A 25,217-nucleotide genomic window follows, 5' to 3' on the forward strand; every position below is an offset into this window, starting at 1 on the left:
AATTATTTTGGGTCTAAAATTGCATTTATTCTTTCAATACCGTCTTTATAATGATATTGTGTCTCAGTGTTAATATTAGTTCTTGATGCTGAAGTTAACATGCGCTTAACAACATTTAACTCGCCTCTAACTAAGGCTCTAACATCTGATTGATTGACATTATAATATTGTCTGCTTCGTCTAGGATCTAATTCTTCTGTCATTAAATTAAACATAGCATCCAAATATACACGTTGCAAGTTACGTCTAAATACTGAAACATTTTTACCAGAATTGGTCTCAGACCATATCCCTTTTCTTAAATCTCTAAGCATTTCTAATGCTGAATAGTTTTTTGAATCTAATGCGTCATGATCTATAAGACGTCCTAAACGTTCAAAACTCAGTAAGTTATTTAAGTGCCTGGCTTGGTAACGTCTAATTTTTTCTGTGTAACTCGCGTAATCAATGTTTTGAAGAATACTTTTATCAATCAAAAATGTTGGTGTTTCAAAAGCATTTTTATGTAACCATTGAATAGCAGATTTCTGATAAGCCTTATCTACCGGATTATAAACCAAACCGTCTTGCGATGGATTTTTTGTATCTTCCACAACACCACCAACGTGTGTTACGACATGGCCAATATAACGGCTCCAAACACTTAACAATTCGCCGTAAAGTTCTTCTAAGTCTTCATAGTTATCAGTTTTATCACTTGTCCAAGACGGTAAATTTTCAGCAACAATTTTTAGGTTTTTTATTCCATAAGTACTAGCTAATATGCTGTTATTTCCTATATCTTCAGTCTGTGCTGTTGGATCAAAACGACTACTCTGCTTACCAAATTTATAAATTGGATCATTTGCTTTCTCTATAATCCATTTATTTAAAGTTTCTTTTTCATCATCTGCAGATTTTGATGCATCTATATATCTATATCCATAATTAATAGCATAATTATCATAAGGTCCTAACTGCCTAACAAACCTTATGTTTTCATCACCTGGTTGCGCTATGTAATTGTAACGTGCGTAATCCATTATAGTCGCAGCAATTCCGTTCTTTTGCGTAAAAGCACCATCTCTATAGCTCTCTACATCATAAGCGTAGCTTGCACTCATGTTATGTGGCAGACCTAAAGTGTGACCGACTTCATGTGCAATTACCATTTTCATCATTTCTCCAATTTCTTCATCTGGTGTATTTAACGTTCTTGCAGAAGGATTTGCTGCACCTGTTTCTAATAAATAACGATTACGATAAGAGCGTAAATGATTATGGTACCAAATAATATCACTTTCAATTATTTCGCCACTTCGCGGATCTGAAACACTTGGTCCTGTAGCATTTCTTGTAGTACTAGCAACATATCTTACTACTGAGTATCTAATATCCTCTGGGCTAAAATCTGGATCTTCTTCTTTAGTTGGTGGATCTTTAGCTATAATAGCATTCTTAAAACCTGCAGCTTCAAAAGCTTGTTGCCAAAGCTCTATACCATCTTTCATATAAGATCTAAATTTCATTGGTGTTGCAGGATCTAAATAATAAACTATAGGCTTTATTGGCTCAACTAGCTCTCCTCTATTATAAGCTTCTATGTCTTTTGGTATAAGTTTCCAGCGTCTCAAATAAGTTTTTTGGTCAGCTTTTAATTCTTCACTACTATAATCGTATTTACTTAACGTAAACCAACCTACACGTTCATCAAAATGTCTAGGTTGCATTGGTATTTTAGGCAATAAAATCATCGACTGATTCATTTGTACACTAATCGTTTCGTCTCCTGTATTTACAGGAGGATTAACCGCGTTGTATGTGAAATCTTGTACAACTTCTATGTTTTCAGGAAAACTTTTGACAGAATTTATGAAGCTTCTACTCTTATCTAAATTTTTAACTTTATAGGCAGATCGCAGTCGCGATGACATACCACTTATGGACTTTACATCAGATCCATAAAATTTAGTTACATCAATAACTACTGATGTTGAATCGTTTGAAAAGGCTGCGATATCAAAAGCGTATAAAGTAGGCTCATAATTATTAGCCTTAACAGACACATTAATTGGTAAACTATCTGATGCAACTGCACTTGAAGATTTCTCTTTAATTAGTATTTTAGATTTAAAACGTTCCCAATTTATCAATCTTGTATTAGTTTTTGTACCAGCGTTTACATAACCACCTCCTAAGTTAGACGGTAATTTGGCAAAACGACTCACTAACAACATATCTGTATTTAGATATTCCATTGGAATTTCAAAGAAATACTTCTCGCCTACTAAATGCACATCAAATAATCCCTTATCGGTTATTGCATCTTTAGTAATTACTTGGCTATAAGCTTTTATTTTACCAGATTTCTTTTTAGTTGATGGAGGTTTGGTTTGCGTTGTATTAGAATTACTTTTCTTTTTAGCCGTAGATTGTGCAGTGGCACAAGAAAGTACAATTAGAGAACTAAGAGCTAATGTCAAGATTTTTTTCATGAATTGTTACGTGTTTTAAAGAATCATTTTGCTAAAGATACTTAAAGAATTATAGTTATAAAAAAAATCTTAAAAGCTGTTAAATTCTACTCTTATCTCTTCAAACTACAGTACTTTTGCAGCAAAATTTAAACCATGTTAAAAGTCTTACCTATTTTTAGAATTGTTGCGTTATTAGAAGGTATATCTTATATCTTATTATTATTTATTGCGTCTCCTTTAAAATGGTTTTATGATGATCCTCAGTACGTAAAAATGTTAGGAATGCCTCATGGTATCTTGTTTATGATTTACGTTGTCATGGCAGTACTAATTAGTTCTGATATGAAATGGACAACACGTACCTTATGGATTGTATTAATTGCATCTATACTACCTTTTGGTACATTTTATATTGAAAAAAAATATTTAAATAAGACGAGTCGTGCTTAATATTAGACACATTGTATACGATATTTTAATAGATAATGGTCTCTCTGTAGAAACCGCTATTTTTATAAATATGTTAGCATTATTGTTGGCAGTATTAATAATAGCATTTGTAGTAGACTATATTACAAAGCGTTTACTTTGGCGATTTTCTTCGGCAGTAGCTGCACGTACCAAAACTAATTTCGATAATATTTTAGTAGATAATAGGTTGCCAAGAAATATAGCTCACATTGTGCCTCTTATTATTTTAATAGAATTTGTACCACAAATTTTTTCAGATTTTGAATACGCAGAAACATTTATAAGTAAAACACTTAGAGTCATTGGTATTGTACTTACTTTAAGTATTATTAGAAGTTTTTTAAAATCTATAAAAGATTACCTCAAAACAAAATCCAGTTATAAAGACAAACCTATAGATAGCTATATACAAGTCTTTATGATCTTTGCTTGGCTCATTGGAGGTTTTTCTGCAATAGCTATTTTAACCGGAATTTCATTTATAAAATTTGCCACGACTTTAGGTGCAGCATCAGCGATAATTATCCTTATTTTTAAAGATACCATTTTAGGATTTGTAGCAAGTATACAAGTCTCTATAAACGATATGGTACGCATTGGCGACTGGATTACTTTTGAAAAATATGGCGCTGATGGTGGTGTTACCGAAATAAATTTAGCAACAGTAAAGGTTCAGAATTGGGATATGACTATTACCACCATTCCAACCTATGCGTTGATTTCTGATTCGTTTAAAAACTGGCGAGGCATGAAAGATTCTGGTGGTCGTAGAATTAAGAGGTCTGTAATTATTAAAGTTTCTACGATTAAATTTTTGAATGCTGAAGACATTGAAAAACTTAAAAAAATTCAGTTAGTTTCCGATTATATAGAAAATAAATCAAAAGAAATCATTGAATATAATACTGAACATGGCGCAGATAAATCTGTTTTGATCAACGGAGTTAATCTTACCAATTTTGGTGTGTTTAGAAAATATCTTCAAACTTACGTAGAAAACCATTCTGCTATCAATGAAAATATGACATTGATGGTACGTCAGTTAGAGCCTACTGCTCAAGGCATCCCAATGGAAATCTATTGTTTTAGTAAAGATCAACGTTGGGAAAACTATGAGTTTATAATAGGTGATATTTTTGATCACGTTTTAGCGGCTGTTAAGTATTTTGATTTAGAAATTTACGAGTTGGCCTTAAGTAAATAAGTTTATTTATCGGCTAATCTATCTTTTACAAATTCAATTTCAGTTTTTCCATGTGGCTTAGGTTTGCCATCCTTTCCTAAGTTTACCATAACTATATTATCTACTGTTAGAATTGTCTCTCTAGTCATTTTGTTTCTAGCTTCGCATTTTAATGTAATTGATGATTGGCCAAACTTAATTACTTCAATTCCTAGCTCAACAATATCTCCTTGTACAGCTGAACTCATAAAATTAATTTCGGATATGAATTTGGTAACAATTTTTGAATTTTCGAATTGTATTATCGTATAAAGTGCAGCTTCTTCGTCTATCCAAGCTAAAAGTTGTCCTCCAAACAAGGAGCCATTTGGATTTAAATCTTCGGGTTTGACCCATTTTCTAGTATGAAATCTCATATGTATGTTTTATTTTTTTATTTTAATTATACTATAAAGGTAAAGCTTCAAGTAATAATTTTCTTCAAATCTTCATTCGTTTTTTAGATACTAAAATGCACATTGTTAATAACAGCGTTAACAAGAAACTGCTATTCTAATTTTAGCGGTATCTTAATTAGTTAATTTAGTTGAGTATTAATCCTTAATGTTTTCAATATGGCTTCAAGATTGAACAACCTACTCTCTATAAGACCACAAATATTATCTGCTAAAGTCTATGAAACTACGAGTGCAGAAGAGTCCTTTCAGAATAAAACTTTAAGACCAATAATAAAATTACAACATGATTTATTAATAGCTGTGTTTAAAAATTATATCAGAAAACATAAGAATGTTTTCTTAGATTTAAACTTAGATAAACAATTGAATTACATTTCTAATGCCATTCAAAAAGACATAAAATTTAGAAATTCTTTAAAAGGAATGGTTATAGGTCAGTTTACGGTTGATGAATATGAAGAATACATTAAAAACTCATCTGCTCTTAATAAACGAATGACGAATATTATAAAGGAACGTTTAATACAGAGTGTTCAGCTTTTTAATTCTGAAGAAGTGCTTCAAAACTTATAATTTGTTTAAAGTAATGATTCTCCATTAAGGTTAGTGGTAAGTACATCACTCATATAATCAAAAAATGGTCTTATGTTTTTAAAAGATTCATTGACTTCTTCAATAAAACCATCTGCTAATACTTCTTTATCTGTGTAGTTTTTGGTAAATATAAATTGCTTCTTACGTATTAGATCTATGGCAGAATGTTCTTTATTGAAGCCTTTAGGTGCTGTTTTCAATTCCTCACCCACAAAATTCCCCCAAGTTGATTTAAAAGTATTGTCGTTTAGAATGTCTCGCATCTCACTGTCGTCCATTTCAAACTCTTTTCTAATTCTTAATAAGTCTTCTTTACTAGGTTGCCAAAAACCTGTTGCTATAAACGATTCGTTATTAGGCTGAATATGTAAATAATAGCCACCTCTTAACTCTGGCTTTTTTCTTGCAAATGAGCCACTAAAGTGAGTTTTATATGGCAATTTATTCTTTGAGAAACGCACATCTCTATATATCCTAAAGATTTTAATCTTTTCAATCTGATCATGGGTATTCATTAAGTCGCCCAGATGATTATAAATGGTTTTCATTTTGGCCTCAATAGTTTTAAACTCGGGCTTATTATCATTAAACCATTCACGGTCGTTATTTTTTTCGAGTTTTTTAAAAAAATTAAGGACGTCCTTAGGTATTGTATAACTCATAATATGTCTGAAATTTGATAATCTAATTTTTATAAAAATATAAAAAGCCATCGAAATGATGGCTTTTTAATTTTAGTATTTAATAGACACTATTATTTATTATCGTCTACAGCATCTTCTGCTGCATCTTCCATAGCATCACCTGTATCTTCTACAGCGTCCTCAATTTTTTCTCCTGTACTTTTTTGCTCTCTGCAGCTTGTAGTTAATAAACTTAAACTGAATAAGGCTATAAATAAATAACTTAATTTTTTCATTTTGAATTGTTTTATTGATTATTATATTACAAATATCGCATTGATATTATTGTTACGTTTGCTCTTATGAGTATTATATTAACTTGTATCACATAAAGCAAACACAGATTATTAGTTTTGATTATTAGCGAATGCTTCTTTTAAATTTGAGGCTTTAACATCTAACTTATTATCGAACTGTAATGTTCTTATAGGGAATGGAATATTGATATCTTCCTTATCGTAAGCTTTCTTTATTTCAATAATGGCTTTTGTTTTTGCTCTCATTTTCTCTAGCATACTTTCTGCATCAATCCAGAATCGACATAAGTAATTAATAGAACTTCCACCAAACTCTGTGTAATAAAACTCTACATCATCAGCTGATTTAACTTGATCGAAAGTGTTAGCAATAACACCTTTTGTTAATTGTTCTACTTTTTCTAAATCAGATTCATAACCTACACCACATTCTATAAATACTCTCATTTTTGTGGTAAGTGAGTAATTTTTTAGTGGATTATCTAAAATTGTCTTATTTGGTATAATCACAATGTTGTTATCTGCTTCTTTAAGTGTAAAATCTTTAAGATTTATATCCATCACTTCTCCAGAATACCCTGTAGTCTCTACCCAATGTCCTATTTGTATTTTCTTTCTAAAAGACAGAATTAAACCTGCAAATGTGTTTGCAAGTGTGCCTTGAAGTGCCAAACCTATAGCTAAACCAACTACACCAGCACCTGCAAGTAATGACGTTAAAGCTTTTCCTAGATTTAGAACTCCTAATGCCATGAATAAACCAAGTGCTACCACAATTACTGCACTGACTCTAGATATTGCTCCTTTAATTGATTTTTGCTCCACCCTTTTATCAATAAGTTTAGTTACTAACTTACTGACGTATTTGGCCGCATAATATGCAGCAACCATAACGACAATTGCTAGTATCATATTCGGTATGCTTTCAATAATGGCATTGAACCAACCGATTAATTTTTCATATAAATTTCCTAACGCTGTATTAAATTGCTCTTTCATTTATTTAAATGTTTTTAAAATATTAATGTAATAGAAACATGGGTATAGACGTAGATCTTAAAACTGCCTCAATTTGGACCAATATTATTGGTTTAATACAAAGGTGCAATTCCTTGTTTGATCTGATTTGCTCTAATGCAATAAGTCTTAACTCAAAACAATAATCCCTGAAAACATTTAAAATAAGTGAGATAAACTAATAGTGGATAAGTGGTTGACAATTGTTCAATAATAAACTTGTGAGTTGTGAGATTTTTTGCTATTATGCACTACTTTTAAAAACATATATAATATTTATGGGTAGACCAGCAACAAGACCAACTAAACTAAAGGACGGTTACTATATTGAAATTAGAAATAAAGGCTCAAGATCAGGTGTTAAACTATACAGTGGTACTAAATTACAGATGCATCGTGCAATTAAAATGTACGAACGTTCTAAAGAGGTACTAATCTTAGGTGAATCTGTTGACGGAAAATTTGTAAACAAAGAGCCAAAGCTTCATGTTGTAGGTTAAACTTTTTAACCTTATTATAAATTAATTACATATTGCAATTCATAGTTTTACAATTTTTTTCATAAATTGTTAATTGATTTGGTGTGAAATTTCACTAATAGCTAACTAACTAATTAACTTTATTATGATTAACTCTATGAACAAACCTCCAATTTGGTATTGGATAGTGAGTGTATTAGCATTATTTTGGAATGGTGCTGGTGTTATGGCTTACTTAACAAGAGCATTTGTTACTGATGAAATGATTGCTCAGTTACCAACAGATCAACAAGCAGAATATTTAATTGAATATCCTACTTGGTATACAGCAGCATTTGCGTTGGCTGTTTTTTGTGGTTTTTTAGGCTGTATAGCCTTATTAATTAGAAAAAAATGGGCACATGTGCTTTTTATTATTTCGGCGTTAGGTGCGATAACTCAACATGTTTATTTATTTGCAACTGTTGATATGACTGGAGTCACTATTATTATGCCTATTATGGTAATCGTAGTATGCATATTTTTAATATGGTTTGCAAAGCTTGCAATAAAAAAGCAATGGGTTAATTGAAATTTAATAATCAACCAATTAAAAAAAGGTATTAGATGTAAATCTAGTACCTTTTTTTGTGATTACACATTTATTGAAATTCTACAGAATGTAAAATTAAACCTGATGCGGGAGCTATGTAGTCCATAACCTCTGTACTATCTGGCTTTAGGGTAGATTCAATATAATCTAATGTAACTTCTCCTCGACCCAATTTAATTAGGCAACCAAACATTAATCGTATCTGATTTCTCATAAAGCCTTTTCCAATAACTTTAAAAACATATGATGATTCTGGGAAGAAATTAGCCTTATAAATAGTATTGTCAACAATTTCTGAAACCTCGATTGCTCTATAGTACTCTCCTTTATCTGTTGCTCTATAACAGTAGGTTTTAAAATTATGAGAACCTTCAAATAGTTTTGCTCCTTTCTTCATTAAATCAACATCTAGAGGTTCTAATATTGTTGTTAATATTGGTGCACAAAATGGGTGGTTTTTTCTACCTTCAGAAAATACGTAGTGATATTCTTTTAACTTTGAATCTTGAATAACATTAAATTTATTATCAACTTCTTTAATGGATAAAGCTCTAATATCTTGAGGCAAATTATGATTAAATAGATCTAAGAATTCTACAAAATCTAGAATAGGTTGATTATATATAAACAATTCTAAAGCCGCTTCATTTGCAGAAACCATAGCATCAGTTCTCCCAGCGCCTAATGTTTTAAATTTTACATCTTTAAGAATGTACTTTAAAGTACGATCTATCATTAAATGAACCGTTTTTACATCAGGTTGTTTTTGCCAACCATGAAAACGATAACCTAGATATTGAATTTTAATGAGGTAATAATAACGTTTATCAAACATCTTAACAAGAACGTTATTTTAAATTAAATTCCAAAAGTATTCTGAATTTTAAAATTGTAAAAAACAAAAAAATGAACAGAGATAACTCTATTCATTTTTTTTAAAAACTACCATAATCTGGGTTAGGGCATCGATTATGGTAGCTATTAAATAAACAACAACTTAACTAACAATCAATAAAATCATTTAATTTATAATTAATTTTTCTACTCTCTTTTCATTTGCTTTATTTCCATTTAATGCAAGGATATAAACTCCTGGAGTTAAATATTTAACATCTAAAATTTGAGTTGTACTTTTTGAATTTAAGGCGCTTTCTAATATTAAACGACCATTTGTATCATATAATTCGGCTTTTGTATCACTATATAACTGTCCTTTTATCTCAATTGTTTCATTATTATTATTAGAAATAATACTAATCGCTTCTAATTCTGAATCCACTACACTCAATGCGTTAGTAGTATAGTTAAGATAAAAACGACCTGTTCCTGAAATATCTGATTCTGGAGTGAAAACAAAATCATTTGTATTTAATAATGTTGACGTATTATTTAATGTATCTTCTAAATAGATTTCTACATTATCTGGCATATCAGTATCTAAAATACTAATAGTAACTAATTGACCTTGTAAAGCATTAACACCTAATGGCACTACAGCATCATACATAGAATCTGGATTTAATGCCTGAATAGCAAGAGCTACACCTGTATTCTCTTCAACTAAATTAGAGTATATTGAAAATTCTGGAGCCGTTTGTCCATAAAGACCTGTATCATATCCTGGATCAAAGCTGCTTGTTGCATTACTATTGAAGTATATATCGGTACTAAAATTAGAACCATCAGAACTAGAATTTAATTTAATATATCCATGGTGAGGTGAAGTTGTTTCTGATCTTCCTGCGATGAAATCATCTGAAGTTCCAGTAGTACGCATAGAAGCTGTAAAATCAACTGATCCTCCTCCCATTTTAGACTTTACAAAAAACGCTTGACCTGGAGCTAATTTTTCTGTTGTTATAGGAGAATCAATAACTGCTTGGTTCCAAATTACCCATCCGTCTGAGGCATCACCATCGTAACCATATATAGCTTGATAAGCACCTGTCTGAAACTGAGTTTTATTATGATCAAAGAACGCTTCGAAATCAATGTAAGAAGGATAAGGGTTTCCTATTAAATTCCACTGAGCTCCAAAGGCTCCATCAGAAATAGGAATTCCTAAAACATCACCAGTTTCAACCGTACCAGTAAAGGTTAATCCAGCGCCATCAGTTGTCGCAGCTCTATATCCTTGTCCTGCACTTATAAAAGTGGTAGCATTACCTAAGACATCATAATTAATATAAGATCCTAAAGACGTATCAAAAGGTCCAAAAGCTCTAAGGTTTCCTGAAGATGCTAAGTTCGTATTAACAGTAGCAAAAGCTGCAAAGGCTTGACCCGAAACTGGTGCTGAGATTAAATCATTAGTACCAATTTGTTCTGTATGTCTATGGTAGTTAGCTAAACCAATGTAAGTTCCTTCACATAAAAAACTAGAATATGATGATGATGTAGATTCAAGATCTATTAAAGTGGCTGTTAAAGTAACTCCTGTCTCTACAGTTAAAATAGATCCTGGTTTTACAGTAATGGTTGCAACAGTCATATTAGTATTTATATTTAAAGTACCAGACTGAATGATTAAATTATCTATTGATGTAATAACACCTGAAGGACTCCTAATACCATCGATATAAGTATAATCAGTTTGAGCACCAATAAGATTTGTTAAAGAAAGGGTTAATAACGCAAGTAAAGTAATTTTTTTGAATTTCATAATATTTGATATTTAAGTTAGGTTAAATTTCTGGTTCAAAATTATAAAACATTCACATACAATCGATTAAACGCAAAAAAAATCGATTAAAAAAATTATTTAATCGATTAAAGATACAAAAATCCGACAAAAGGTATATTTGTTCGATAAACGGTTAAACGTCTAAAAAAGTAGTTCATCGATGAAGTCCACGACTTAATGGATTGTCTGCTTATTAGCCAATATGCAGTACTTAAAAAGGATCCAAACCACTAAAAAACGCCATTATAGCCTTATTAAACAATTGTTTATGTATATATTGAAAGTCTTGTAAACTTTCTATTAATTATATTTGAGCCTATATACTATTTATAACTACGTAAAATTATTAAGGCCACTAATATATAAGTAGCCTCAATATTAATTTATTTTATAGATTTTATTTTAGTACTACTTTTTTAGTTTTGAAGTTATTTTGGTCTGAAATTTTTAATATATAGATACCAGTACTTAACGAAGACACGTTTATCCTATTAGAAACATTGGAAGAATTTAATTGTTTATTGAGTACAAAACGTCCTTGTATGTCATATAACTGAGCTATACTGCCTGAGTTCAATAATCCATCAATTACTATGCTATTAGTAGATTGCTCTGTAAATATAGTAAGGTTGTTTAATTCATTATAATTGACTGATAATGATTGAGTGGCATATTGAATATAAAAACGTCCTGTACCAAAAAGATCTTGAGATGGTGTAAAACTATATTCACCTGTATTTAATAATACTGACGTATTTTCTAAAGTATCATTGAAATAAATATTTACATCTGTTGGTATGTTAGAAAAGCTATCAATTGAAATTGTTATTTGTTCATTCGCAGTTGAGTTAATACCTATAGGTACTATAGTATTGTTTAAATCATTATATGGTAACGATTGTATAGCGAGGTCTAACCCTTCATTATCCTCTACTAAGTTAGAGAATATTGAGAACTGACCAGCACTACCTCTATAAGAACCTGCATCGTAACCAGAATCTAATCCTCTTGTAGTTCCCTCAATAAAATAGATTTCTGTCGAAACAGTCTTAAAATCACTAGTTAAATTTAGCTTACAAAATGCAACATTAGAATTTGAACTTCTACCAGCAATGAAATCATCCGACGTTCCAACACGCCTCATACTTGTGGTAAAATCAATTAATCCGCCTCCAGATTTAGATTTCACATAAAACCCTTGTCCTGGAGCAATTAACTCTGTTACTGTTGTGTTTGCAATAGTTGCTAAATTCCAAACCGTCCATCCATCATTGGCATCACCATCATAACCATATACAGCCTGAAAAGCTGTTCCAGTAGCAAGTTCAGTAGAATTCTCAGTGAAAAAGTCTTCAAAATCAATATAAGATGGATAAGGGTTACCTATTAAATTCCAAGCAAAGCCAGCAGAAGCATCTGTTATAGGTATATCTAATACATCAGTATTAATTGGAGAACCAATAAATGATAATGTTCCTCCATCAGTGGTAGCAGTTCTATAACCTTTACCAGCTTCGATTGTGGTTAGTAAATTAGTTACAATATCATAATTTTGGTATTCACCTGCAGCTGTATTGTAAGGTGCAAATGCTCTAACTAAAAGTGAAGCTGGCAAATTAAGAACATTTAATGTTGCAAAATCAGGAAAAAGTTGTCCAGATATTGGAGCAGAAATTAAATCGTTAGTTCCACCAATTTCAAATCCTACCAAGGACACATATCTATTATACACAACTGAACCTGTTATAGAGCCATCCGAAATTAAACTAGAAAATTGTTGTGAAGTAGAATTTAATGTCACTAAAGAAGTAGAAAGTATTACTCCCGAATCTATAGTAAGGGCTGCTCCTGGATCTACCGAAACCGTATTACAACTTGTATTAGCAGAGATATTTGCAGTACCTGCTTCAATTATGAATGTATCCGAAGAATTTGATACACCTATTGGGTTGGTTGGTGACCAACCATTATTATAAGTATACGTTGTATTTACATTGGATTCCACATAAATTGAATAATCTTCTGATTGACCATAGATTAACGACGAATAACATGATGAATTAATTAGACCTACACCAGTATAACCATCATCTACATCGGTTATTAATCGCATTCTCACATAGTCTCCATACGGTATTGCTGTTGGATAGCTTAACACGATAGGTACAGTTGCGTTAGCAGATATATCTTGAGAAAAATGCTGAAATTCAGAATCATCGTCAAAATCTCCGTCATTATTCCAGTCTATCCACACACCTAATTGTTGAAAATTATTAGTATACATTCCTACATTTAAAGTATTAGAAACCGATGCATCTATAATAAAAGAATTTGAACAAGAAGCGAGATCTATGTTTCCACCATCATTTTGTGAATATGAAGATGATTCAATATTTCCATTTAACTCTACGCTTAATATTCCGGCATATACAGAAGGAGAAGAATTAGTGCTACATGCTGTCATAGGAGCAATATAACTCGGATCTAATGGCGTAGCTCCTTTAGATTTAACAATCAATGTGCCTTCCATTATCCCTCTTACTCTAGTTTTTTGATCGTTTGTAAGTCGGTCTGAACAGCTATAATAACCCATTATATTATTGATGGTATTGCTATCTACCCAAGGCAGTCCTGTACAACTATTAATTACAGGACATGTACTTGTTTCTCTTCTATGTGGCACTGTATCTGCACAACCATCACTATCTGTACCAACAACAGCATCTAATGGGCAATCATTTCCTATACCATCACCAATAAATGTATGATGTAAATTTAAATAATGACCTGCTTCATGAACTACAGTACTATTATCTCCATTTGAATTTAATCCCCAACCATTTGTATTTCCTGGGTCGTAACCAAAAACGGAAGCCATCATTACAGAGCCATGATTCGTATAATTTTCACCATAATAATAGGCGTAGCCTTGATAGCCATATCCGCCATCATTATTATCTAATTCCGTGACAATCCATATGTTGAAATATTCATTTTTAGGCCAACTACTAAATGTTACAATATCCGAATAATCAGCTCCATTACTATTTGAAACATTTACACCATAATCAGAATAACCAGGTAATCCTGAAGCATCAACTCTCAGAATTCCATCTGTTGCGTTACAGTTGGGATCTCGTTGTGCTAATACAAATTCAATCTCAAAGTCCACTGCACTTGTTGGAATTTGACCACGATAATAATCATTAAGATTATCTATGCTACTTTGTATTTGAGCATCTGATATATTTGAGCCTACACCTTCTGCCTCTCCTAAATGCAAAACATGTATAACAACTGGTATTGTTAAGACATTTGTCATTTTAGATAGGTCTCTATTTTTTAAAGCCTCCATAGCCTTTTCCTCAGTTAACCTTTCTAATTCAACAAAATTAGGATCTAAAAGCAATTCTTGTCTTTTTATGTCAGTAGCACATTTCTGTTGAGCTTCAGAAAATGTTGAAAAAGTAAAAGCAATTAATAGTGCAAGAGCAAGATTGAAACGATACATATTAAAGAAATAAAAGAGTTATTTTTAACAAAATTATTCCGTAAAATACTTATTTAAACGATAATACGTTTAAAATTTACATTTATTCTTAAAAATTTAAATTATATGCAAAGATTTTAATTTCTCTTTAACAATACGTCAACCACATCATTTAATTTAAACCCTTTTGCCTGTAGTAACATTAAATAATGAAACAATAAATCTGCACTTTCTTCTAAAAACAAATCATCATTATCGTCTTTCGCTTCAATAACAACTTCTACAGCTTCCTCTCCTACTTTTTGGGCAATTTTATTAATGCCTTTTTCAAATAAAGAAGCTACATAAGACTTTTCAGAGTTACCTGCTTTTATTCTTGATGTAATAGTGTCCTCTAATTCTGAAATGAAACCATAAGTTTGAACATTAGATTCGTTCCAACACGTATCTGTTCCTTTATGGCATGTTGGACCTGCAGGATTTGCTTTTACTAATAAAGCATCGCTATCACAATCTAGTTTTATGTCTACTAAATTTAAAACATTACCGCTCTCCTCACCTTTAGTCCAAAGTCGCTGCTTAGACCTGCTGAAAAATGTGACTAATTTAGTATCAATGGTTTTCTTTAATGCATCAGCATCCATATAACCTAGCATTAATATTTTGTTTGTTACTGCATCTTGAATTACAGCTGGCACTAAACCGTCTGGGCTTTTATTGAAATCTACGTTCATAATTATTTCTTTTTTGTCATTTCGACATAGCAAAGCGACGAGAAATCTCATATTAATTGTGAGATTCTTCACTTTGTTCAGAATGACATTTATATTCTTACAGGAATTCCTTTATTTTTTAATTCTTCTTTTAATTCTAAAATTGGTATTTCTCCAAAATGAAACACACTCGCTGCTAATGCCGCATCTGCTTTACCTTCTTTAAAGGTATCTACAAAATGTTGAATGGTTCCTGCACCACCTGAAGCTATAATAGGAATATTAACCAAATCAGATAGATGTGCTAAAGCTTCATTTGCAAATCCGGCTTTTGTACCATCATGATTCATAGACGTAAATAGTATCTCTCCTGCGCCTCGTTTTTCTACTTCCTTTGCCCAATCGAACAATCTTATTTCTGTTGGAATGGTTCCGCCTGCCAAATGCACCAACCATTCTCCATCAACTTGTTTGGCATCAATAGCTACAACAACGCATTGACTTCCAAATTTTTGAGATAACTCATTAATTAATTCTGGTCGTTTTACAGCCGAAGAATTAATAGATACTTTATCTGCTCCACAATGTAGTAAGTCATCAACATCTTCTACAGACGATATTCCGCCACCCACAGTAAATGGAATATTGACTTGTTCAGCTACTTTTAAAACCATGTCATGCATGGTTCTTCGATTTTCTAAAGTCGCAGCAATATCTAAAAACACCAATTCATCTGCTCCTAAATCTGCATATTGCTTTGCCAGTACAACTGGGTCGCCTGCATCTCTTAAATCTACAAAGTTGACACCTTTAACGGTTCTCCCGTTTTTAATGTCTAAACATGGTACTATTCTTTTTGTTAACATAGTTTTCTGTCATTCCTGCGAAGGCAGGAATCTAATTATTTTATTCTTCAAAGTGGATTCCTGCCTACGCAGGAATGACAACAATTTGATTACCCATTAATTATAAAATTCTCTAATTCTTTTAAACTAATTCTATTCTCGTAAATGGCTTTACCAATGATTACACCTTCGCAACCCATTTCTTTAAGTTGAGGCAATTCATCAAATTTTGAAATACCACCAGAAGCAATAAGCTTTATATTCTTATTTTCCTCTAAAATCCTCTTATACAACTCAAAACTTGGCCCTTCTAACATACCATCTTTTGAAATATCTGTACAAATCACATACTGAATACCTTTAGCTTGATAGTCTTTAATAAAAGGAATCACTTCTAACGTACTCTCTTCTTGCCATCCACTAATCGCTATTTTTTCGTTATTGCAATCGGCTCCAAGAATGATGCGCTCTGCTCCAAATTTTGAAATCCAGTTTTGAAAAACTTCTGGATTCTTTACTGCGATGCTTCCTCCTGTAATTTGATTGGCTCCAGAATTAAATGCGATTTTCAAATCTTCGTCAGATTTTAAGCCTCCACCAAAATCTATTTTAAGATTAGTTTTAGTTGCAATGCTTTCTAAAACTTTATAGTTTACGATATGACTTGCTTTTGCACCATCTAAATCCACCACATGAAGATACTCAATACCTGCGTCTTCAAACGATTTAGCTACTTCTAATGGATTTTCGTTATATATTTTTTTAGTGTCGTAATCGCCTTTTGTAAGTCTTACGCACTTTCCTTCTATGATATCTATTGCTGGTATTATTCTCATCTTTTAGCTTTTAGCTTTTGGCTTTTAACTTTTAGCAAAGGGCTAACAGCTAAGGGCAAATAGCTTTATAATTCAATAAAATTCTTTAATATCTTCTCTCCTGCCTTCCCACTTTTCTCTGGATGAAACTGAACGCCATAAAAATTATCATTTTCTAATGCCGAAGCATATTCTAATTCGTAATTTGATGTGGCAATGGATTCATCGCAGTTTTCAGCATAATAACTATGTACCAAATACATAAATTCGTTATCCTTAATATCTTTAAATAAATCAGATTTTAAGTTTGAAATGGTATTCCAACCCATTTGAGGCACTTTGACCTTGTTTGAAAACCGTTTCACTTCAGTATTAAAAATCCCTAAACCTTTAGTATCGCCTTCCTCAGTGTGGTTGCACATAAGCTGCATACCCAAACAAATACCTAAAACCGGTTGTTTTAATGTTGGAATCAATTGGTATAAACCACTTTCTTTAAGCATTTTCATTGCTGAACTCGCTTCGCCTACTCCTGGAAAAATCACTTTATCTGAAGCAATAATTTCATCTGGATTGTTACTTAAAACAGCTTCTACACCTAATCGCTTAAAGGCGAATTGGATGCTTTTTATGTTTCCTGCTCCGTAATTTACTATTGATAATTTCATTGACAATTTATTGTCATTCCTGCGAAGGCAGGAATCTAATTATTTAATTCTTTAAAGTGGATTCCTGCTTTTGCAGGAATGACAAATCTTTACAACATTCCCTTTGTACTCGGCAAAATCATTTTCTCAACATCTTGCTTTACAGCCATTTTAATCGCTTTTGCAAAGGCTTTAAAAATGGCTTCAATTTTATGATGTTCGTTATCGCCTTCTACTTTAATATTAAGGTTACATTTTGCGCCATCTGTAAAAGATTTAAAGAAATGATAAAACATTTCGGTTGGCATTTTCCCAATCATTTCACGTTTAAATTCCGCATCCCAAACTAACCAATTTCTACCTCCAAAGTCAATACCTACTTGCGCCAAACAATCGTCCATTGGTAGAGAAAATCCGTAACGTTCTATACCTAGTTTATTTCCTAAGGTTGTTGCAAAGACTTCACCTAAAGCGATTGCTGTATCTTCTATAGTGTGATGTTCATCAACTTCTAAATCACCATCAACTTTAATGTTTAAATCTAATTGACCATGACGCGAAATTTGGTCTAACATATGGTCGAAAAACGCAATACCAGTATCAATGTTGCTTTTTCCGGTTCCATCTAAATTTAGGTCGATTTTAATTTTTGTTTCATTGGTGTTTCGTTCTATAGAACCAACACGTTCTGTGGTTTTCAGGAATTTATAAATAACTTCCCAATCGTTTGTTTCTAAAGCGATGTAGTCTTCTAATTCAGCATTACTAACGGTAACTTCATCAGTTCCTAAATTGGTGTTGTCATTAATAAAAATGCCTTTAGCACCTAAATTCTTAGCTAATTCTACATCAGTTAATCGGTCTCCAATGACAAATGAATTTGCTAAATCATAATCCTCAGAAAAATACTTGGTTAATAAGCCTGTATTTGGCTTTCGGGTTGGCGCATTGTCTTTGGCAAATGTTCTGTCAATGAACTGTTCTTTAAAAACTATACCTTCAGCTTCAAACGTTTTTAGAACAAAATTATGAACTGGCCAAAAAGTATCTTCAGGATAAACCTCAGTGCCTAAACCATCTTGGTTGGTTATCATCACGATTTCAAAATTCAATTCTTTAGCGATTTTGCTTAAATATTGAAATACTTTTGGGTAGAACTCTAATTTCTCAAACGAATCTATTTGCTCGTCTGCAGGTTCTTTAATTAGTGTTCCGTCTCTGTCTATGAATAATACTGGTTTCATCTTTATCTGTCATTCCTGCGTTGGCAGGAATCTATTTTAAATTATAGTTTATCATTTTGGATTCCTGCCTTCGCAAGACTGACAACCATTGTTATAATTGGTTTAATACTTCGATTAATTTCTCATTCTCAACCTGAGTTCCAACTGTGAACCTCAAACAATTTTCACACAAAGCTTGAGTTGTTCTATTTCTTACCACAATTCCTTTTTTAACTAATTCCGCATATCGTTTATTAGCATCATCTACCTTGACTAGCAAAAAGTTAGCGTCTGATAAGTAAACTGTTTCTACAAGTGAAATATCTTTTAACTTTTCCGCTAATAATTCGCGTTCAGATAAAATTGTGCTAACTTCTTCCTTTATTGTTTCCATAGTATTTAATCGTTCTGAGGCTTTATCTTGCGTTAGTTGATTAATATTATATGGTGGTTTTATTTTGTTTAAAACAGATATAATTGCTTCAGACGCAAAACAAATTCCTAATCGGATTCCGGCTAAACCATAAGCTTTAGACAAGGTTTGTGTTACGATTAAATTTGGAAATTCTTGCAAACGTTTTAACCAACTTTCTTCTTTTGAAAAATCGATATACGCTTCATCAATCACTACAATTCCTTTAAACTTATGTAATAATTCTTCTATTCTATTCGCTTCAAAACTATTGGCTGTTGGATTATTTGGCGAACACAAAAACAACACCTTCGTTTGCTTGTTGGCAGCTTCTAAAATTGATTCAATATTCGGCTGAAAGTCCGATTGTAATTGAATTTCTACATTCTCCACCGCATTAATATTAGCCAACACAGAATACATGCCGTAAGTTGGTGGCAACGTAATAATTTTATCACGATTTGGTTCGCAAAACGCTCTAAATATTAAGTCTAACACTTCATCACTTCCGTTTCCTAAAAGGATATTTTTTTCTGAAACTCCTTTTAAATCTGCTAATTGACGTTTCAATTTGACTTGCTGAGGGTCTGGATAACGATTTACGTTTGTATTAAACGGATTTTCATTGGCATCAATAAACAGCATTCCGTCTGTAATGTCCTTATATTCATCTCTTGCGGAAGAATAAGGTTTGATGTTACGAATGTTATCTCTTAATAGATTATTTATGTTGAAATTTTTCATATTGTCATTCTGAATTTATTTCAGAATCTTTAGTTTAGTTGAGATACTGAAACAAGTTCAGCATGACACAACATTTTATTTTTAACTTATTTATAATACTGAAACGAGTTCAGTACATTTTCTCCAAGTCTTTCAATCTTAGAGTTACCGCATTCTTATGCGCTTGCAACCCTTCTGCTTCTGCCATAAGTTCAATAGCATTTCCTATATTTTGAATCCCTTCTTTCGATATTTTTTGAAAGGTCATACTTTTTTGGAAACTGTCTAAATTCACACCTGAATACGCTTTTGAAAATCCATTAGTTGGTAAGGTATGATTAGTACCTGAAGCATAATCGCCTGCGCTTTCTGGTGTGTAATTTCCAATAAAAACAGAACCAGCATTACTGATATTTTCAACAAAAAAATCATCGTTTTCAGTAGCAACTATAAAGTGTTCAGGACCATAAGCATCAATTAATTCTAAAGCAGTTTCAAAATCATTAACCACAATTGACTTTGAGTTTGAAATGGAAATCTCAGCCATATCTTTTCTCGGCAAAGCTTCTAGTTGCGTTTCAACTTCTGTACTTACTTTATCTGCAAAATCTTTAGATGTTGTTACCAGAATCACTTGGCTATCTGCACCATGCTCAGCCTGACTCAATAAATCTGAAGCTACATATGCCGGATTTGCAGAATCGTCTGCCATTACCAAAAGTTCACTTGGACCAGCTGGCATATCAATAGCAACACCATATTGCGTCGCTAATTGCTTTGCAACCGTTACAAACTGATTACCAGGGCCAAATATTTTATAAACTTGTGGAATTGTTTCTGTACCAAAAGTTAAACTAGCAATGGCTTGAATTCCTCCAACCTTTACAATTTTAGTAACGCCACATAATTGTGCTGCGTATAAAATTTCATTAGCTATTTTTCCTTCTTTATTTGGTGGCGAACATAACACAATGTCTTTGCAATCTGCTATTTGTGCAGGAACTGCCAACATTAAAACCGTTGAAAACAAAGGTGCTGTTCCTCCAGGAATATAAAGTCCGACTTTTTGAATAGGTCGTTTTTCTTGCCAACATGCAACACCAGACATGGTTTCTACAGAAACTTTATCTGTTTTTTGAGCACTATGAAATTTTTCAATATTAGCTTTAGCTAGTTGTATTGCTGATTTTAGATTCTCATCAACGTTGTTGGCTGCTTCTATTATTTCTTCTTTAGAAACGATGTTGTTTTTTAATGTAACACCATCGAACTTTGATGTGTATTTTTCAACTGCACTATCGCCATTAGTTTGAATCTCATTAAAAACTGTTTTTACAGTGGCTTCAATATCTCCAATGGTTTGAGTTGGTCTTTTTAACAACGCTGACCAGGTTGATTTATCTGGATTAATATGTAATTTCATATTTTTTTAATTCTTAAAGCACTCAATATAATCTTGAGATTCCTGTCTTCGCAGGAATTTATAGCACCATGTTTTCAATTGGACAAACTAATATACCTTCTGCGCCATTTGCCTTTAATTCATCTATAATTTCCCAAAAATCATTCTTGTTAATTACTGAATGCACAGAACTCCAACCTTCAGTAGCTAAAGGTAATACCGTTGGACTTTTCATACCTGGTAATAAACCAATTATTTTTTCAAGGTTTTCGTTTGGTGCATTTAACAAGACGTACTTACTACCTCTTCCTTTCAAAACAGATTTTAATCGAAATTGAATTTTATCAATCAATTCTTGATTTTCTTCAGAAATTAAAGGCGATGTTGCCAATACAGCTTCAGATTTTAATAAGACATCTATTTCTTTTAGTCCATTTTTAAATAAAGTGCTTCCACTAGAAACAATATCACAAATACCGTCTGCTAAGCCAATATTTGGTGCAATTTCTACAGAACCATTAATGATGTGTAAATTGGCTTTTACACCTGCTTTATCTAAAAACTGATTTACTGTATTTGGATACGACGTAGCGATTCGTTTACCATCTAAATCCTTTAAACTCGTTGCGTTTGAAGATTTTGGTACAGCAATAGAGACTTTACATTTAGAAAACCCTAAACGCTCAACTATCGTTAAATCGTTTCCTTTTTCAATTAAAACATTTTCGCCAATAATAGCTGCATCCACAACACCATCTCTTAAATATTGAGGAATATCGCCATTTCTTAAGTAAAAAACTTCCAAAGGAAAATTACGTGCAGACGCTTTAAGTTGGTCTTTGCCATTATCTACAGAAATTCCGATTTCTTTTAAAATTCTCATGGAGTCTTCATTAAGACGTCCTGATTTTTGTACTGCAATTTTTAGTTTATTCATTTTTAAGTTTGATAATGTCTAAGAATCTCTGAGTTTAAAAAATAAAAAACCCGCTTGAAATTCTCAAACGGGTTTTTATAATATATCTTGAAATTATTCAATACAAATTCACCTCGCTTGATCGCTAGTATGAAAATGATGATGTAATTGAATAAATGTCATGTTTTTGTTTCTTATTACAAAGATTGTGAAATAATATTTTTAAATCCTAATTTATGATTAAAAAAATCACATTTTTAGGAAATAATTATTATTTCAACTTAAACTTTATTGATTTCCTAAAATAATTGGCATTCCAGAATCTCCAGAACCAATAACAATAACTTTACTATTTTGTGATTCCGATAGTTTTACTGTCGCTTCAATTCCTTTATCTTGTAGAATCTTATCTGTAAGCGACGCACTTAAAATACGGTTAGATTCTGCTTTACCTTTAGCTTCAATAATTACTTTTTCAGCTTCTTTTCTAGCACTTTCTAGTCTAAACTCATATTCTAAAGACTCTTGTTCTTGCTTTAATTTACGCTCAATAGCATCTTTAATAGTGTTAGGTAGTTTTACGTTTTCAACTAAAACACGCTTTACATTTACGTATTGTCCTTCTAATTCTATTCTTACTTGTTCTAAGATTTCGAGCTCAATAATATCTCTTTTACTAGAATATAATTGCTCTGGTGTATAACGACCTACGACACTTTTTGCAGCTGCATTAATAGCAGGACTCAATAATTCATTGACGTAATCTTCTCCTTTCGTCTGAATTAATTTTCCTAGATTTTTATATTCAGGTTCAAACCAAATTGTTCCACTTACGGTAATATCTAGTCCATTTACAGAAAGTACATTCATGTTATCTGATATAGATTGCTGACGTACTTTTTGAATAATCATATCATTCCAAGGTGCAACAATATGAAAACCTTCTCCATAGGTTCTTTCTGTATTAATCCCTTCTCCTAAAGGCTCAAATAAAACGCCTCCTTCTCCTGGCCCAATGGTTACTGCTGATTTTGCCACTAAAATGACGAGTATAATAATTCCGATTAAAATCGGCAATCCAACTTTAGGTAATTTTTCCATGTTTATTTTATGTTAGTTTATATTAGTCCGTTGTATTTTCTAATAAACCACTCAGCAAAAAGACTTAAAACTATGATGCCTAGCAGATATTTCCAATCTATCAAAGGTACGATATTTTTAGTGCTTTTTTGTATGGTTGCATAGCGCTTATCTGCAAGAAGATGCTCTATTAATAATTGAGATTGATTGGCAAAATAAGCTTCACCTTCGCTATTTATTGCCAATGCTTTTAATTTGGAAATATCTGCGTTAAGAAATTGTTGCTCCACATTATATTCTAAAACTTGGAAACTACCAGAGGATGAAACAGACTCTGAATTATGCTTTATCGTAAAATCATATAAACCAGCACTAATACCACTTAAATCTACTGTGTAGTTGCCATTATTTAGCAAAAGAGGCACTTCTCTAATACTCTCATCTTCTTTATTTTTTAAGATGATACTTAGTGAAGCTGAATTATCAAACTCAAAATTCTTATTAAAATATTGCGCTGAAATTATAACATCATCATTTCCATTATAAAATGATTTGTAATCAATATTGATACGCTTTCGTTTTTTATTAGAACTTAAATATTGAACGAATTTATTAATAAATTCATCAAAATTGTTGAAGCTATTGGTGTTTAGAAAAGATTGTGCTCTCCATTTCCAAATATCTTCTCCATTAAGAATGGCATGTTTTGTTCCGTCGACTTCAATCGTGGCCAGTAATACATCTTCAGTAGTAATTCCGTTTACTGATTTGTATAATAAAGTTTCAAAAGGCACTGAAATTTGAAGTGTTCCAAACTCCGATTTTAAAGGTGGAAAACTACTGAAATCGAGATTTTCTACGATGAATGTTCCATAGTTTCTGTTTAAACTCGGTTGGTAATTTTCGGTTTGATTTGTTATTTTTTGTTTGAAATAATCTTGACTTTCATTTAAGATATTCCAGTTGGTCGTTTCGCCAGAAATAATAAATGTATTGATTTTTTGGTCTTGAATTTCTTTTAAAACTGAATTAAATGTATTGTTTGGCTGATACAATACAACTAATTGAAAGTCATTTATTTTAGACAAATAATCATTTGGCTTTAATATTGAAACGCTGCGTCGCTCATTACTTTCAATTGACTTTTTAAGTGCACCTAAATCTGGATGCATTCTGTCGTAAACCAAAGCAATATTTGTTTTCTGGTCTATGACTTCAATACCAAAATTCTTAGAATTATTGACTTTATTTTTTTCACTTTCTAAAGGCACCAATTCAACACGATACGTTTTTACACCAACACTATTTGCCATTAAGGCTGTTGATATAATTTCGGAGGTTTTTGATGCACTAAACTGAAGTTGTTTTCTAAACACAACGGAATTACCAGACCAAATTTTTAGTTCTGTAGTTATGCTTTCCGTACCACTGTAGTTTGCAATAATTTCAACCGGAAACTTATTTTTTAAGTACACATAACGATTAACATTTAGTTGCTTTATGCTTAAATCTGAATACACCGTAGAATCTCCTAATATCAACGGATAAACAGGATGTTTAATGCTTTTGGCTACATAACTATAATCTGAACCGTAGGTTTGATTTCCGTCGCTAAGCATTACAATTGGTGCTGTTTGGTTAGCATAGACTTCGCCAAATTGTTTTAGTGCTAATGCTAAATTAGATTGACGCTTGTTAAAATTTAAACTATCTAAAGACGACACTGATTTGCCAAAACTGTAGGTTTCAATGTTAAAACGGTCGTTTAGTTCTGAATTTTCTTCTAATGCATCTAACAACTGCTTTGCATTATCGGCTTGTTTTAAATAAGAAACCGATTCTGAATTATCAACAGCAAGCACTAATGTTGGTTTTTCGTCAAAATACGTAAAGGATTCAAACTTAGGATTAATGAGTAATAGTAAAATACCGAATATAGAAATGGTTCTTAGTGCTGTAAGTAGGTGTTTTAAATTAGACTTAAATTTTGATTTATATATATACTGAAACAGCGCTAATAAAAGCGCTGTAACTGCAGCAATGGCTATGTAAAATATTGTTGTGTTTTGCATTACTTT

Annotated in this window: 23 protein-coding genes; 5 read left to right on the forward strand and 18 right to left on the reverse strand. The window is 31.9% G+C overall.

Going from position 1 to position 25,217, the window contains the following annotated elements:
* Positions 1-2: 2 nt before the first annotated feature.
* Positions 3-2,474 (reverse strand): zinc-dependent metalloprotease, encoded by a 2,472-nt coding sequence (locus Q0891_RS06695; RefSeq protein ID WP_299100017.1) that lies wholly within the window; start codon positions 2,472-2,474, stop codon positions 3-5.
* Between the two features lie 135 nt (positions 2,475-2,609).
* Between Q0891_RS06695 and Q0891_RS06700 the strand changes: the two genes are divergently transcribed.
* Together Q0891_RS06700 and Q0891_RS06705 are read left to right on the forward strand one after the other, a co-directional pair.
* Positions 2,610-2,906, forward strand: a complete 297-nt coding sequence (locus tag Q0891_RS06700; protein WP_299100020.1) for a DUF3817 domain-containing protein — start codon at positions 2,610-2,612, stop codon at positions 2,904-2,906.
* On the forward strand, positions 2,899-4,131 hold the full coding sequence (locus Q0891_RS06705; protein WP_299100023.1) for a mechanosensitive ion channel domain-containing protein: 1,233 nt from the start codon (positions 2,899-2,901) through the stop codon (positions 4,129-4,131). Before Q0891_RS06700 ends, Q0891_RS06705 begins: the two co-directional genes overlap by 8 nt.
* Before the next feature lie 2 nt (positions 4,132-4,133).
* Here the strand turns inward: Q0891_RS06705 and Q0891_RS06710 are convergent, their stop codons facing one another.
* Positions 4,134-4,526, reverse strand: a complete 393-nt coding sequence (locus tag Q0891_RS06710) for a hotdog domain-containing protein (protein WP_299100025.1) — start codon at positions 4,524-4,526, stop codon at positions 4,134-4,136.
* Between the two features lie 198 nt (positions 4,527-4,724).
* Between Q0891_RS06710 and Q0891_RS06715 the strand changes: the two genes are divergently transcribed.
* Entirely contained in the window at positions 4,725-5,141 is a 417-nt protein-coding gene (locus tag Q0891_RS06715) for a glyoxalase (RefSeq protein ID WP_299100027.1), read from the forward strand.
* Positions 5,142-5,146: 5 nt separating this feature from the next.
* On the opposite strand, the gene Q0891_RS06720 is transcribed toward Q0891_RS06715, so the two are convergent.
* From Q0891_RS06720 to Q0891_RS06730, 3 genes are all read right to left on the reverse strand, one after another.
* A complete protein-coding gene (locus Q0891_RS06720; RefSeq protein ID WP_299100029.1) occupies positions 5,147-5,824 on the reverse strand; it encodes a DUF2461 domain-containing protein in 678 nt (225 codons plus the stop codon).
* Positions 5,825-5,916: 92 nt separating this feature from the next.
* Entirely contained in the window at positions 5,917-6,081 is a 165-nt protein-coding gene (locus Q0891_RS06725; protein WP_299100031.1) for a hypothetical protein, read from the reverse strand.
* Positions 6,082-6,192: 111 nt separating this feature from the next.
* Positions 6,193-7,101, reverse strand: a complete 909-nt coding sequence (locus Q0891_RS06730; RefSeq protein ID WP_299100033.1) for a mechanosensitive ion channel family protein — start codon at positions 7,099-7,101, stop codon at positions 6,193-6,195.
* Between the two features lie 296 nt (positions 7,102-7,397).
* Between Q0891_RS06730 and Q0891_RS06735 the strand changes: the two genes are divergently transcribed.
* Together Q0891_RS06735 and Q0891_RS06740 are read left to right on the forward strand one after the other, a co-directional pair.
* Entirely contained in the window at positions 7,398-7,619 is a 222-nt protein-coding gene (locus Q0891_RS06735; RefSeq protein ID WP_299100035.1) for a hypothetical protein, read from the forward strand.
* A gap of 136 nt (positions 7,620-7,755) precedes the next feature.
* Complete coding sequence (locus Q0891_RS06740; protein WP_299100038.1) at positions 7,756-8,169, forward strand: hypothetical protein; 414 nt, start codon at positions 7,756-7,758, stop codon at positions 8,167-8,169.
* A 70-nt stretch (positions 8,170-8,239) separates the two neighbouring features.
* Here the strand turns inward: Q0891_RS06740 and Q0891_RS06745 are convergent, their stop codons facing one another.
* The 13 genes from Q0891_RS06745 to Q0891_RS06805 form a co-directional block, all read right to left on the reverse strand.
* Positions 8,240-9,025: a tRNA pseudouridine(38-40) synthase TruA gene (locus Q0891_RS06745; protein WP_299100040.1), complete on the reverse strand. Its 786-nt coding sequence runs from the start codon at positions 9,023-9,025 to the stop codon at positions 8,240-8,242.
* A 186-nt stretch (positions 9,026-9,211) separates the two neighbouring features.
* Positions 9,212-10,852 (reverse strand): T9SS type A sorting domain-containing protein, encoded by a 1,641-nt coding sequence (locus Q0891_RS06750; RefSeq protein WP_299100042.1) that lies wholly within the window; start codon positions 10,850-10,852, stop codon positions 9,212-9,214.
* A 418-nt stretch (positions 10,853-11,270) separates the two neighbouring features.
* Entirely contained in the window at positions 11,271-14,384 is a 3,114-nt protein-coding gene (locus Q0891_RS06755; protein ID WP_299100044.1) for a zinc-dependent metalloprotease, read from the reverse strand.
* 116 nt (positions 14,385-14,500) lie between these two features.
* A complete protein-coding gene (hisIE, locus tag Q0891_RS06760; RefSeq protein ID WP_299100046.1) occupies positions 14,501-15,148 on the reverse strand; it encodes a bifunctional phosphoribosyl-AMP cyclohydrolase/phosphoribosyl-ATP diphosphatase HisIE in 648 nt (215 codons plus the stop codon).
* A 38-nt stretch (positions 15,149-15,186) separates the two neighbouring features.
* Positions 15,187-15,942: an imidazole glycerol phosphate synthase subunit HisF gene (gene hisF / locus Q0891_RS06765; RefSeq protein WP_299100048.1), complete on the reverse strand. Its 756-nt coding sequence runs from the start codon at positions 15,940-15,942 to the stop codon at positions 15,187-15,189.
* An 89-nt stretch (positions 15,943-16,031) separates the two neighbouring features.
* Positions 16,032-16,757 (reverse strand): 1-(5-phosphoribosyl)-5-[(5-phosphoribosylamino)methylideneamino]imidazole-4-carboxamide isomerase, encoded by a 726-nt coding sequence (gene hisA, locus Q0891_RS06770; RefSeq protein ID WP_299100050.1) that lies wholly within the window; start codon positions 16,755-16,757, stop codon positions 16,032-16,034.
* A 65-nt stretch (positions 16,758-16,822) separates the two neighbouring features.
* On the reverse strand, positions 16,823-17,404 hold the full coding sequence (hisH, locus tag Q0891_RS06775) for an imidazole glycerol phosphate synthase subunit HisH (RefSeq protein WP_299100053.1): 582 nt from the start codon (positions 17,402-17,404) through the stop codon (positions 16,823-16,825).
* A gap of 89 nt (positions 17,405-17,493) precedes the next feature.
* Positions 17,494-18,627 (reverse strand): bifunctional histidinol-phosphatase/imidazoleglycerol-phosphate dehydratase HisB, encoded by a 1,134-nt coding sequence (gene hisB / locus Q0891_RS06780; protein ID WP_299100055.1) that lies wholly within the window; start codon positions 18,625-18,627, stop codon positions 17,494-17,496.
* Between the two features lie 91 nt (positions 18,628-18,718).
* Positions 18,719-19,762, reverse strand: coding sequence for a histidinol-phosphate transaminase (gene hisC, locus Q0891_RS06785; protein ID WP_299100057.1), 1,044 nt, complete (start codon positions 19,760-19,762; stop codon positions 18,719-18,721).
* Positions 19,763-19,871: 109 nt separating this feature from the next.
* Entirely contained in the window at positions 19,872-21,164 is a 1,293-nt protein-coding gene (gene hisD / locus Q0891_RS06790) for a histidinol dehydrogenase (RefSeq protein ID WP_299100059.1), read from the reverse strand.
* A gap of 58 nt (positions 21,165-21,222) precedes the next feature.
* Positions 21,223-22,080, reverse strand: a complete 858-nt coding sequence (hisG, locus tag Q0891_RS06795) for an ATP phosphoribosyltransferase (RefSeq protein ID WP_299100061.1) — start codon at positions 22,078-22,080, stop codon at positions 21,223-21,225.
* Positions 22,081-22,347: 267 nt separating this feature from the next.
* Positions 22,348-23,160 (reverse strand): prohibitin family protein, encoded by an 813-nt coding sequence (locus Q0891_RS06800; RefSeq protein WP_299100063.1) that lies wholly within the window; start codon positions 23,158-23,160, stop codon positions 22,348-22,350.
* 17 nt (positions 23,161-23,177) lie between these two features.
* Positions 23,178-25,211 (reverse strand): VWA domain-containing protein, encoded by a 2,034-nt coding sequence (locus Q0891_RS06805; RefSeq protein ID WP_299100065.1) that lies wholly within the window; start codon positions 25,209-25,211, stop codon positions 23,178-23,180.
* Positions 25,212-25,217 lie beyond the last annotated feature (6 nt).

The organism is uncultured Winogradskyella sp. (genome assembly GCF_947498005.1).
Classification (GTDB): domain Bacteria; phylum Bacteroidota; class Bacteroidia; order Flavobacteriales; family Flavobacteriaceae; genus Winogradskyella.